Annotated in this window: 8 protein-coding genes; 2 read left to right on the forward strand and 6 right to left on the reverse strand. The window is 65.4% G+C overall.

Going from position 1 to position 12117, the window contains the following annotated elements; translation table 11 throughout:
- Nucleotides 1-133: 133 nt before the first annotated feature.
- Entirely contained in the window at nt 134-547 is a 414-nt protein-coding gene (locus tag GY937_12035) for a hypothetical protein (protein MCP5057438.1), read from the reverse strand.
- A gap of 152 nt (nt 548-699) precedes the next feature.
- On the opposite strand from GY937_12035, the gene GY937_12040 reads away from it, so the two are divergent.
- Together GY937_12040 and GY937_12045 are read left to right on the forward strand one after the other, a co-directional pair.
- Entirely contained in the window at nt 700-1638 is a 939-nt protein-coding gene (locus GY937_12040) for a heme A synthase (protein MCP5057439.1), read from the forward strand.
- The gene (locus GY937_12045) at nt 1635-2114 is read left to right on the forward strand and encodes a hypothetical protein (GenBank protein MCP5057440.1); all 480 of its coding nucleotides are present in this window, start codon (nt 1635-1637) and stop codon (nt 2112-2114) included. The genes GY937_12040 and GY937_12045 overlap by 4 nt, the downstream gene beginning before the upstream one ends.
- Before the next feature lie 149 nt (nt 2115-2263).
- Here the strand turns inward: GY937_12045 and GY937_12050 are convergent, their stop codons facing one another.
- Genes GY937_12050 through GY937_12070 form a run of 5 tightly spaced genes read right to left on the reverse strand, consistent with a single transcriptional unit; the run spans nt 2264 to nt 11930 of the window.
- On the reverse strand, nt 2264-6946 hold the full coding sequence (locus tag GY937_12050) for a DEAD/DEAH box helicase (protein MCP5057441.1): 4683 nt from the start codon (nt 6944-6946) through the stop codon (nt 2264-2266).
- Complete coding sequence (locus GY937_12055; GenBank protein ID MCP5057442.1) at nt 6918-8726, reverse strand: DUF885 domain-containing protein; 1809 nt, start codon at nt 8724-8726, stop codon at nt 6918-6920. The genes GY937_12050 and GY937_12055 overlap by 29 nt, the downstream gene beginning before the upstream one ends.
- 34 nt (nt 8727-8760) lie before the next feature.
- On the reverse strand, nt 8761-10116 hold the full coding sequence (gene gdhA, locus GY937_12060; GenBank protein MCP5057443.1) for an NADP-specific glutamate dehydrogenase: 1356 nt from the start codon (nt 10114-10116) through the stop codon (nt 8761-8763).
- Nucleotides 10117-10154: 38 nt separating this feature from the next.
- Nucleotides 10155-11012 carry a 3-alpha,7-alpha,12-alpha-trihydroxy-5-beta-cholest-24-enoyl-CoA hydratase gene (locus tag GY937_12065; GenBank protein MCP5057444.1) on the reverse strand — a complete coding sequence of 286 codons (858 nt, stop codon included), beginning with the start codon at nt 11010-11012 and terminating at the stop codon, nt 10155-10157.
- 9 nt (nt 11013-11021) lie between these two features.
- Complete coding sequence (locus tag GY937_12070; protein ID MCP5057445.1) at nt 11022-11930, reverse strand: SDR family NAD(P)-dependent oxidoreductase; 909 nt, start codon at nt 11928-11930, stop codon at nt 11022-11024.
- Nucleotides 11931-12117: the final 187 nt, after the last annotated feature.

Below are 12117 nucleotides of genomic sequence, written 5' to 3' on the forward strand. Positions count from 1 at the left end.
CTCACGCGCCAAGTCCAAGCCTGGCAAGACGATCGCAACCGAACGACGAAGGGCGTCGACTGGCAATTCACGACCCAACAAGCCCGCGTGAAACTGCGACGACTCTACCCCCAGCTTTTGGTGTGACAAGGGACTAGTCGACCGGTTCGAAGATCACTGGCAGGATCTTCTTTGCCATCGCGGCGGTCGGCCCGGGCACGACCTCGTAGTAGCCAAGCGCCACTTCGAATCCGTCGCGTGGCGCGAACTCTGCAGTGAACTCGTCGCGGATCCGCTCGAGGACCGAGGCGGCCTTGGCCTGATTCACATCGGCCAGGAGCAGCACTGCCCTACCCCGCAACAGCCGGAACACCCAATCCTCCACCCGCAACGCGCTCTCGACGTAGTCGATGAACTCGGGGGCGAGCAGATCGGTTTCGTCGCCGGCGATCCCCACGAACACGGAGGTCACGCCATGCTGCTGGGCCAGTTCGGTGGCTCGATCAAACAGGCCGCGCAGATGGCGCGGATCGTCTTTGGGCGGCATCGGGGAGGTCAAGGCGCTCATTGCTCCATGTCATCGGCGGCCTTGGAGATCGACTGAAGTGAAAGAGCCCCAACCAAGCGGTCAGTTCAGGCCCACGATCGAGATTTCCCCCGGGGTGAATCCTCTATCCATATTGCTGGCCTGGGGGCATCCCCTACCGTACGCCCTCCCTCATGCAGACGCTCCCTCGAAGTTCAGCCCTGGCCTTGGGCGTCGCCAGCCTGGTTGCCATCACCAGTTTGCTGATCGTCCTGGGCGCCCTCGTTCGAGCCAACGGTGCCGGCTTGGCCTGCCCGGATTGGCCCCTCTGCTTTGGGCAGGCCGTCCCGGAGTTCGACCTGAAGATCGCTTTCGAATGGAGCCATCGGCTCCTGGCCGGCAGTGTGGGCCTGATCTTCCTGGCTCTGGCCACCGCCATCCTGTGGCGGCCGGCGACCCGCGGGCCTTCCGTGAAGCTCCTGGTGCTCAGCGCCGTGTTGCTCGCGATGCAGGTGTTTCTCGGCGCGTCGACCGTCTGGCAGCTCCTGGCCCGCTGGAGCGTGACCTCCCACTTGCTGGTCGGAAACGCCTTCAATGCGTCGTTACTCGTGCTCGCCCTTCGCCTTTGGGACCACGCAGGAGGCAAGACCCTCGGCCCAGTGGCGCCAGGCATCCGGCGGGCCGTCTGGGGAATCGCGATCCTGCTGGGGGTGCAGCTGATCTTCGGCGGCCTGGTTTCATCGGGCTACGCGGGGCTGGCCTGCCCGGAGTGGCCCACCTGCAACGGCGGTCGTTGGTTCCCTTCCTGGCGAGGCAGCGTGGGCATGCATCTCTTTCACCGCATGACCGGCTACGCCCTGGTCGTGGCGTTGATTGCCGTGGCCTGGCGGAGCCGGAAGGTGAATCGGGTCGGTCGAATCACGATGCTCGCCGCCTTGCTTGGGCTGGCCCAGATGTTGGTGGGCATCCTCAATGTCGTTCTCGGGATTCCCGTCGAGATCACGGGGCTCCACACCGGGCTCGCCGCGGGCCTGGTCCTTACCATCGCAGCAGCGCTCCATGGCTGCTACAACGCCGAGCCCGTTCGTGCCGCCGAACGCATTGTCAGCGCTGAACCTGGGGGAACGAAATGAAGGCATATCAGGTCTTCGCACGCATGAGCCCTGAGCGGGCGACCGAACTCTTGGAGCGGATTCGCGAGAGCACGCCCGCCGCCTATACCCAGGCCCTGGCTGCGGCCGGTGCGGTCATGAAAGCCCGGCCGCGTTTCATCATGAAGCTGGCCCCGGAACGGCGCGCGCAGATGGTCCGCCGAGCCCTGGCCCGGGTCGCGGCGAGTGGGTTGGCCGAGGAGATCCTCGCGACCTATTTCCTCGAATCCCGCATGGAGTTGCTGACCGAGTGGCTCGATCTGCTGGAGATCGAGCACGAGGAAGGCTCGTTGAAAGAGGAACATCCGGAATGCCCGCCGGAAGACACTCTCGCCAAGGCGGTCGAGACGTACCGCGCTGCCGGACCGGACGACCCTGATCGCGACCTGTTGATCGAAGCCTTCGCGGCCCAGAGCGCCGTGGATTGGCCGGTGCTGGACGGAATCATCGAGGCGTAGACGAGACTGCAGATCGCGGCTCGCCCAACAGCGCGATGCCGACGGCGGCGATGGCGAGAATCGAGATCAGGAGGGCGTGGCGGATCCTCGTACCTGAGATGCCGGCGAATGGGGCAGCTGCGCTCCACAGCGAAGCGGCAGCCGATCGATCAGTCGCGAATGCGTCCACTGCGTTCCAGCTCGAGCCCTTTGTAGCTCTGCCTGAAGCCGGCGAGCGTGAAGAACTCCGCCAGGGGAGACCGCGCCGCAGGCTCCCCGTCGATCTCTTCGACCCGCAAGAGATTTCGGCTGCGGTCGTCGAAGAGGCGATGCAGGGCGCGGATGGCACGGGCCTGGGCCTCTTCTTCGCGACTCTCGTCCGAGGTGGGGAAGCTCCACATCCTTCTAGCCGAGCGATCGACGAAGAGGAGGAGCTCACCATCGACGAGAACGACCCGAGCGCCCGCACTCCGGCGGGGGCGCGCCCGCTCGCTCCGGGGTGTTGGCCAGGGGATCAAGGCGCCGAAAGGCTGGGCCGGATCGCAGGCGGCGAGGACTCGCACGATCGGCTCCTCGCCGAAGTGCCGTGCCGCGCGCAAGCGATCGACCGCCCCTGCGTAGGCAAATTGCGCACCGCTGTAGCCCTCGACGAAGTGGCCGCGGCGCAGCTTGCCCATCTCCTCCATCTCGCGAAAGACCGGGTAGAGGGCGCTCCAGCCCCCGGGCGCCGTTTCGAGGGCGAGGACATCACGGCTCGCGACGCCGTGGCGCTCTAGCAGCTGGAGGGCTCGCGCATGGGCGCGAGCGGTCGGCTCTGGCTCTTCGGGCAGAAGGGACGAAACCAGGGACCAACGTCCTGCCGCAGCCGAAGGCAATGCCCGCGGCCCGCGGCGGCGCGGCCCGGAACGCACGGCCAGGCCGCGAAGCGGCGCCAGGGTGTCGTTCGTCACCAGGCCCGCCCAGACCAGATCCCAGAGCGCATGCAGGAGAGGGCCTCCCGTCGGCTCACCCGTCGCGGTCGCTAGCTCCGTGAAGAAGGATGCACCGCGGGCCTGGAGATGATCCAGGAGGGCCAGGTGAAGCGGGCTCGCATCCTCGGGCGGCGTCCCTGCTTCGACCAGCAAGCCGATGCGCTCGCGCCGATACAGGGCGACGCGCCCGTCTCGATCACCTAGCGAGCCGGAGCCCACCCAGGCCAGTTGCCCCAGAGCCCCGAGCTCATCGAGCATGCGGGGATCGAAATCCGGAACGCGCGCCGGAAGGATCGCGTTCTCGAGCTCCGAGAACGGAAGCGGCACACCTTCGAGCTGGTCGAGAGCCTCGGCGAGCCGAAGATCGGGCGCGCCCCGCGAGCCGATGCCATGCCATTCCGGCAAGAAGTGGACGAGGGTGCTTGCCTCGACCGCGGCCACTTCGCCGCGCAGCCGCGCCAGGGTACGTCGACGAATCCTCCGCAACACTTCCGGCTCGCACCACTCACGTTCGTGGCCCTCGGGATGGAACTCGCCGGAAAGAAGCTTGCCGCGTGCCTCCAGCCCGGCCAGGACGGCCTGCGCTTGCGCGGGGAGCCAGGCATAACGTTCAGCGATCCGGCTCGTCACGAACGGGCCGTGGACCCGCGTGTAGCGCCGAAACAGACGCTCGGCCGCGTCGGGAACCGGCTCCAGGAAGACCTCGGGCAAGCCTGCCGGCGGCGCCGCCCCGAGGGCATCCCGGTAGAGGGCCGCATCCTCGGCGGCAATCCAACGCTCTTCGCCGCCGATCTTGAGACATGCCGCACGCCTCGAGATCTCGAGTTCTTCGAGCCAGGCCTGCGGGTCGCCCTCACAGCGCACGCGTAGCTCGGCGGCGCTCAGATCGCCGACGCGGCGCAACAGATCGTGGAGTGCATCCGCGTGGCGCGCCTTGCGATCGGCGGAGAGGCCCTGGAGATCGGCTTCGGTCTCCTCGATCACGGTTGCGTCGAGCAGCTCGCGCAGTTCTTCCTGGCCGAGTAGATCCCTCAGCATGTCGCGATCGAGGGTCAGCGCCTGGGCGCGCCGCTCAGCGACGGGCGTATCGCCCTGATAGAGATAGATCGCGGTGTAGGCGAATACGAGGGAGCGCGCGAAGGGGCTGGCCTGGCGGGTCTCGACCTCGTCCACGCGGATGCGGCGGCTCCGGATCGCCGTGAGCAGCTCGACCAGGCCCGGCATGTCGAAGACGTCCTGCAGGCAGGCCCGATAGGTCTCGAGCATGATCGGGAAGGACGGAAACTCGCGGGCGACGGCCAACAGGTTCTGGGCCCGCAGCCTCTGTGCCCAAAGCGGTGTGCGGCCGCCGGGACGCCAACGCGGAAGCAACAACGCCCGCGCTGCATTCTCGCGGAACTGGCCTGCAAAGAGCGCCGAGCGTTCGAGCTGCGCAACCACGAGGTCTTCGACCTCTTCGGGCTCTGGCAGGAAGACGGATGCCGGTGGGAGTTCTTCCGCATCGGCGAAGCGCAACACGATGCCATCGTCGCTCCACAGCGTCTGCACCTCGTAGCCCTTCTCCGCGTTGAGCCGCACTTCGATCGCCAGGGCCCAGGGCGCGTGCAGCCTGGAACCAAACGGACTGAGCAGGCAGACGCGCCAATCGCCCAACTCGTCACGAAAGCGCTCGATGGTGATCGCGCGATCTGTCGGGAGTGCACCCGCACTCTCGTGCTGGTCGATCACGTAGTCGACCAGGTTGCGCGACGCATATTCGTCGAGCGCGAACTCTTCGCAGAGCCAGGCTTCTCCCGCGGCCCTGCCTTCGTGGAGCTCGCCAGAATCTGCCTTCCGGCAATGCTCGGCCAGTTCGCGCACGAAGCGCCCGAGGGCCTGGCCCAGTTCGACCGGGCGGCCGGGACCCTCTCCACGCCAGAAGGGCAGCCGACCCGCCTCGCCCGGTGCGGGCGCCACAACGACCCGATCCCTGGTGATCTCGGTGATACGCCAGGTGGAGGCGCCCAGGGTGATCGTCTCGCCCGGGCGCGATTCGTGAACCATCTCCTCGTCGAGTTCCCCGATCCTCGGGCCTTCGGGGCCGAGATGCACCGCGTAGAGCCCGCGATCCGGAATCGTTCCGCCGGAGAGCAATGCAATCTTGGAAGAGCCCCGCCGTGCCTCGAGCTGATCCCGCTCGCGATCCCAGATCAGGCGCGGCCGGAGCTCGGCAAAATCGGTCGACGGGTAGCGCCCCGCCAGCATGTCGAGCACTGCGTGGAGCATTTCGCGGGAGAGATCCCGAAAATTCGCGGTGCGGCCGATGGCCTGCCCCAACGCCTCGACCTTCCACGTGTCCATCGAAGTCATGGCCACGATCTGCTGGGCGAGCACATCGAGGGGATTGCGCGGTACGCGAAGAGGCTCGACTTCGCCGTGGCGCATGCCTGCTGCGACCACCGTGGCCTCGAGCAGATCATTGCGATGCTTCGGGAACACCCTTCCCTTGCTGGGAACGCCGACCTGGTGGCCCGCACGTCCAATTCGCTGGAGGCCCCGCGCCACCGCACCCGGCGATTCGACCATCAGCACCAGATCGACCGCGCCCATGTCGATGCCCAGCTCGAGCGAACTGGTGGCAACGATCGCCCGCAGGTTGCCGCTCTTCAGGCTCTCCTCGATCTCCTTGCGCTGCTCGTGGGCAATGCTGCCGTGATGAGCCCGCACCAGATCCTCACCCGCCAACTCGTTCAGCCGCTGCGCCAGGCGCTCGCACAACCCGCGACTGTTCACGAACAGGATGGTGCTTCGGTGCGCGCGAATGGCATCGACGAGCTCCGGATAGATCGCCGGCCACAGACTGGTATCCGCGTCATCCGAGGACGGAGTGAGGAGCCGGCCCAGCGACGGACCCGGAGCTTCGTCAGAGTCCTCGGACTCACTCTCTGGCGGCGGTCGGAAATCCGCCGGGCGGGTCATATCGGGGACCGGCACCGACAGCTGTAGATCGATCAGCGGCGTTCGGCTCGTATCGATGATCGAGACCGGTCGATCGCCCCCAAGAAAGCGCGCGACCTCCTCGGCCGGCCGAGCCGTCGCCGAGAGACCGATCCGCTGGGGATCCCGTTCCCCGGTCAGCGCAGCGACCCGTTCGAGGGAGAGCGCCAGGTGCGCACCCCGCTTGGTCGGCGCCAGGGCATGGATCTCATCGATGATGATGGTCTCGACGGTGCACAGGGTCTCGCGCTGGCGGGAGCCGAGGATCAGATAGAGCGACTCGGGAGTCGTGATCAGGATCTCCGCGGGATCACGTGCCTGGTCACGGCGCTCCTTCTGGGTCGTGTCACCTGTACGCACGGCGACTCGCGGCGCGCGAAACGCCTCGGGCTGGCCCAGCCGCTCCGCCATCTGCGCAATGCCGATCCGCGGCGCACGCAGGTTGCGCTCGATGTCGTAGACCAGGGCCTTGAGCGGCGAGACATAGAGCACACGGACGCCCGGCACGGGAGCGGGCTCGGCCGGGACCCGCCCCAGACGATCGAGGCAAGCGAAGAAGGCGGCCAGCGTCTTGCCACTTCCGGTCGGCGCGATCAGAAGCGCGTGATCGCCAGCCTGGATCCGCGCCCAGCCTTCCTCTTGAACAGGAGTCGGCTGTTCGAAGCTGGCTTCGAACCAGCGGCGAGCAGGCTCGCCGAAGGCAGAGAGGATCGGCAAGGCGGGGGTGGCCACCGCGGGAGAGTACCTCGCGAGCCTGTGGCGGCCCAAACGAGGGCCATGCTTGCTGACGTGAAACGGCGTCAGTGGACCCGGGATGGCCACGCATGCGGGCCGAGCGCAGGCTTGCCAGCCACGGCCCACGCCGGGTCGAAAACGATCACATCCCCCCGTCCGCGATCCAGGCATCGACCTCCTGCTCGAGAACCTCCAGCGGCCGCGAGCCGCCACCGAGCACCAGGTCGTGAAAAGCCTTGAGTTCGAATCCGTCGCCAAGTGCTTCCCGGGCGCGAGCGCGAAGCTCGAGCAGCTTCAGCTGGCCGATCTTGTAGGCACACGCCTGGCCTGGCGCGACCACGTAGCGCTCTACTTCACGCACCACATCGCTGCGGGCGATTCCCGTCTTGGAGACCATGTATTCGATGGCCTCTTCCCGGGTCCATCGCTTGGCATGAAGGCCCGTATCGACGACCAGGCGGACGGCACGGAAGTTCTCGGCTTGTAGTTGACCGAGATGATCCGCGGGGGTCGGCAGGAGGCCGACCTCGGAAGCCAATCGCTCGGCGTACAACGCCCAACCTTCGACGAATGCGGTAAACGGGAGAAAGCGACGGAAGAGCGGAAGATCCGGATTCTCCATGGCCAGGGCGATCTGCAGGTGATGACCGGGTACCGCCTCGTGGAATGCCAGCGTGCGCATACCGAAGCGCGGGCTCTCCTCCACGTTCGCGAGGTTCTTGTAGAAGATCCCCGGCTTCGAGCCATCGAGGGGAGGCGGGTTGTAGTAGGCGCCGGCGGAGCCGTTCTCGCGGAAGCTCGGTACCCGCTCCACGGCGACCGGGGCGCGAGGGAGGTGTTCGAACCAATCGGGGAGACGCTCCCAGAGTTCATCGATGATCGTTTGATAGTCGGCCAGGATCTGCGTGCGGCCCTCGTCGCTATCGGGATAGCGCTGGGTGGGTTCCAGAGCCAATGCCTGGAGAGCAGCAATCGGCGCATCGGTCGGTGTTCCGCGCTCTGCGAACACCTTCTTCATCTCGCCGTGGATGCGCGCGACCTCGCGAAGCCCGAGCTGGTGGACCTCGTCCGGCGTGAGCGAGGTCGACGTATGCCCGCGGAGTGCCCAGTGATAGTAGGCGTCACCATCGGGCAACCTCCACACGCCCGCATCATCGTTGCTCTCGGCCTCGAAACGCGCCAGCACTGCATCCATGCGGAGGTAGGCTGGCTGGATTCCCTCGGCGACCACCGCACGGGCACGTTCGATCCAACCCGCCGGATCCGGAACATCGGAGAGCTCGGGTAGGCGAGTCTTCAATTTCGTGACCAGGGGGCTGTCGGAGGCCTCGGCCTGTGTCAGCTCGACCAGCCCTTCGCGCACCCGCGTCAGAACGAAACGCGGCGGGAGGATGCCCGCGGTTGCCGCGGCTTCGACCCGCTCGGTCAATTGATCGAGGGCGGCCGGGATGGCTTCCAGCCGCGCGAGATAGCTTCCTGCATCGCCGAGATCATTCACCTGGTGAACATTCACCATGAAATCAGGCAGGAAGCTCTGCGAGCCGTCGAACGCATTGACTGGATAGGGGTGCTGCAGGAAGCGCTCCCCGGTGACCTGATGTTCGAGCCACCATGCGAGGATGTCATGAGAGATCCGTTGACTCGGATCGAGATCATCCTCCGAGAACTCTCGCAGCCCTTCGAGGGCGCTGCGCGCGCGGCGAGCCTCCCGCCGATCGGCTTCCAACGAAAAATCTTCGAGCTCGTCCGAGTAGTAGTCGAGATCGTAGGGCTCGAGCACGCGCGCGAACGAGAGCAGCATCGGGTGATCGACGACCAGCAACACCAGCTCGCGCAGGAAGAAGTGATCGATCGAGAACGGCTTGCTCCAGAACGTCTTGGCGAGGAACAAGGAAGCCGCGAGAAGAATGCCCACCAGGCCGAGGGCGATGACTCGGAGGATGCGTTTCATGCTCCAACCATAGGCTGGAGACGTACCTCCTGCCTCAAACCACTCCGTAGGCGAGCATGGCATCGGCGACCTTCACGAAGCCGGCGATGTTGGCCCCGCGAACGTAGTCGACGTACGAGCCATCATTCTCGCGGCCGTACTCGACGCATTTCTCGTGGATTCCGTTCATGATCGAGCGCAGCAGGTCCTGCAGCTCCTCTTCCTTCCACGAGATCTTCGCGCTGTTCTGACTCATCTCCAGACCCGAAACCGCGACACCCCCGGCATTCGCGGCCTTGCCCGGACCGTAGAGGGTTCGTGCAGCCTTGAAGAGGCGCACACCTTCGAGATCCGTCGGCATGTTGGCGCCTTCGGCGACGGCCCTGCAACCATTGGCAAGCAGCGTTCGCGCGTCATCGCCCGAGAGCTCGTTCTGCGTCGCGCAGGGCAGCGCCAGCTCGGTGGGTACGCACCAGGGGCGCTCGCCTTCGTGGAAGCTCCCGCCAAAGGTGTCCACGTACTCGGAGATCCGCCCACGACGCTCGGTCTTCAGCTCCTTCACCCAGCCGAGCTTCTCATCGCTGAGACCGTCCGGATCGTGAACGAAGCCAGAGGAATCGGACAACGTGACGACCTTCCCTCCGAGATTCAACAACTTCTCGGCAGCGTGCAGAGCGACGTTGCCCGAGCCGGAAACGACACACGTCCTGCCGTCGATGGATTCACCGGCCCGCTCCAGCATGTCCTGCATGAAGTAGACCGCGCCGTAGCCGGTGGCCTCGGTACGAATCAAGCTTCCGCCGTACTCGAGGCCCTTGCCCGTCAGTACACCCGTGAAGCGACGGGTGAGACGCTTGTACTGCCCGAAGAGGTATCCGATCTCACGGGCTCCAACACCGATATCACCTGCCGGAACATCTACATCTTCGCCCACGTGGTGGTAGAGCTCCGTCATGAATGACTGACAGAAGCGCATGATCTCGTGGTCGCTCTTGCCGCGCGGGTTGAAGTTGGAACCGCCCTTCCCGCCTCCCATCGGCAGGCCGGTCAGGCTGTTCTTGAAGGTCTGTTCGAATGCCAGGAACTTGAGAATGCTCTCGGTCACGCTCGCGTGGAAACGCAGGCCACCCTTGTAGGGACCGATGGCATTGTTGTTCTGGACCCGCCATCCACGCTGCACGCGGATGTTGCCTGCGTCGTCTTCCCAACAGACCCGGAAGCTCACGACCCGATCCGGCTCCGCGATGCGGCGCAGGATCTGGTACTCGTGGTACGCCTCCTTGTCCGCGATGAACTCGAAGACGTCCTGAGCCACCTCCTGAACAGCCTGGAGGAACTCGAGCTGCCCCGGGTTCCGGCGTTCGACGCCGGCCAGGAACTGCTCGAGATCCACATGATCGGAGACGGCCATTGGAACCTCGGAGTCGACGAGCGTCCCCGCTCTTGTTCTCAGTCGCGCAAGGTCAACGCAGCGTTCGTGATGACCGGTGCACCTCGCTCTTTGGATGACGCGCTGATGAAGACGTTCTCACCCTCCTTCCAGAGGGACGTCACCATCGTCTCGCCCGGGAAGAATACGCCGGCGAAGCGCGCCTGGTACCGCGAAACCTTCGTCACGTCGCCGCCAAGCGCCGAATCGACGGCCGCCTTGCAGTTGATCCCGAACGAGCACAGGCCGTGAAGGATCGGCACATCGAAGCCACCCATCTTGGCGAACTCGGGATCCGCATGCAGGGGGTTCTTGTCACCCGACAGGCGATACAGAAGTGCCTGCTGGGGGAGGGTCGGCGTCTCCACGACATGATCGGGCTCCCGATCCGGCGCAGCGTTGCCGGCCTTCGGCCCGGAATCGCCGCCGAATCCGCCCTCACCGCGCAGGAAGAGGGAGAAGCGATTGGTGAAGAGCGGATCGCCGCCCTCTTCCTTCGTTTCGACCTCCATCACGAGAAGCGCCGCCTTGCCCTTGTCGTAGATCCCGGCGATCCGCGACTGGTTGACGAGCTTTGCCGCCGTCGGAAGCGGGCGGTGGATCTCGATGTCCTGCTCACCATGCAGCAGCATGGCGGGGTTGAACTCGAGGCCCGGTGTATTCATGGCGCCACCCATGGCGCTGAATACCGGTACGACACCGAAACTCGGCAGCACCTTGAGGTTCTTCTCATAGGTGTACTCGAGTTCGTTCGCATCGGTCTGACTCGGTGCGCCGGCACCGAGCCCCAGGTGGTAGAGGATCACGTCGTCCTGCTGGTAGCTGGACGTCGTGGGCTCGAAGCTCGCCGCAAGGGCCTTCTCGGGATCGATCGGCATGTTGTTTCCTCAGCCCTTCATCATTTCGACGATGGCCTTCATCTCGTCGGCGATGCTCGCCGGGATGATGTAGCCATCGGTGTTTCGGATCTGGTCCATATTCGCCGCGACTTCTTCGATGGAGGGCTTGGCGTCCACGCCGGCCGACCAACCCGGGGCCAGGCCGATGAAGATGCGTGCGAAGCGCCCGCCACCCACCGAGAAGATCTCATGGGTGAGCTGGCAATCCTCGGAAACGAGGAAGCAGCTGAGCGGCGTCACACACTCCGCATCGAGCTTGTCGGCGATCGGACCGAGCAGCTCCTTCGTGAGGCGCGTGTTCGCGATCGGCGCGATCGTGTTGGACTTGATGTCGTACTTCGCGCCTTCGATGGCCAGCACGTTGCTGAGGCCCACGAGGCCCATCTTGGCCGCGCCGTAGTTCGTCTGACCGAAGTTGCCGAAGATGCCGGCAGCCGAAGCCGTGAAGAGGAAGCGGCCGTAGCCGTTCTCCTTCATCACGCGGAATGCGGGCTGGCTCACGTAGAATGTGCCGCGCAGGTGGACATCGAGAACGATCTCGAGGTTCTGGGGCTCGAGCTTCACGAAGCTCGCATCGCGCAGGATGCCCGCGTTGTTGATGACGATGTCGACCTTGCCGAAGTTCTCGACGGCGGTCTGGATGATCCCCTCGCCACCTTCCGGAGTGGCCACCGAATCGTAGTTGGCCACGGCGGTACCACCGGCCTCGTTGATCTGCTTGACCGTCTCGTCGGCCATGCTGCTGCCGCCGCCTGTGCCGTCCGAGGAGCCTCCTAGATCGTTGACCACCACCTGGGCGCCGCGACGGCCAAGCTCGAGGGCGTAGGTCTTGCCCAGGCCACCGCCTGCGCCAGTAATCACGGCCACGCGGCCGTCGTATCGGATCTCATCGGACATGGGGAGTCTCCTCGGATAATGGGGATGAAACGTGGCCGCACCTGTCCCTAGTCCCTTGTCACACCAAAAGCTGGGGGTAGAGTCGTCGCAGTTTCACGCGGGCTTGTTGGGTCGTGAATTGCCAGTCGACGCCCTTCGTCGTTCGGTTGCGATCGTCTTGCCAGGCTTGGACTTGGCGCGTGAGATC

The sequence above is a fragment of the bacterium genome (genome assembly GCA_024228115.1).
Lineage (GTDB): Bacteria > Myxococcota_A > UBA9160 > UBA9160 > UBA6930.

Bases quoted from the DNA above. Each gene is read 5' to 3' on its own strand.
- GY937_12035 (MCP5057438.1), bottom strand. From the start codon at position 547: ATGAGCGCCTTGACCTCCCCGATGCCGCCCAAAGACGATCCGCGCCAT.
- GY937_12040 (MCP5057439.1), top strand. From the start codon at position 700: ATGCAGACGCTCCCTCGAAGTTCAGCCCTGGCCTTGGGCGTCGCCAGC.
- GY937_12045 (MCP5057440.1), top strand. From the start codon at position 1,635: ATGAAGGCATATCAGGTCTTCGCACGCATGAGCCCTGAGCGGGCGACC.
- GY937_12050 (MCP5057441.1), bottom strand. From the start codon at position 6,946: ATGCCTGGATCGCGGACGGGGGGATGTGATCGTTTTCGACCCGGCGTG.
- GY937_12055 (MCP5057442.1), bottom strand. From the start codon at position 8,726: ATGAAACGCATCCTCCGAGTCATCGCCCTCGGCCTGGTGGGCATTCTT.
- gdhA (MCP5057443.1), bottom strand. From the start codon at position 10,116: ATGGCCGTCTCCGATCATGTGGATCTCGAGCAGTTCCTGGCCGGCGTC.
- GY937_12065 (MCP5057444.1), bottom strand. From the start codon at position 11,012: ATGCCGATCGATCCCGAGAAGGCCCTTGCGGCGAGCTTCGAGCCCACG.
- GY937_12070 (MCP5057445.1), bottom strand. From the start codon at position 11,930: ATGTCCGATGAGATCCGATACGACGGCCGCGTGGCCGTGATTACTGGC.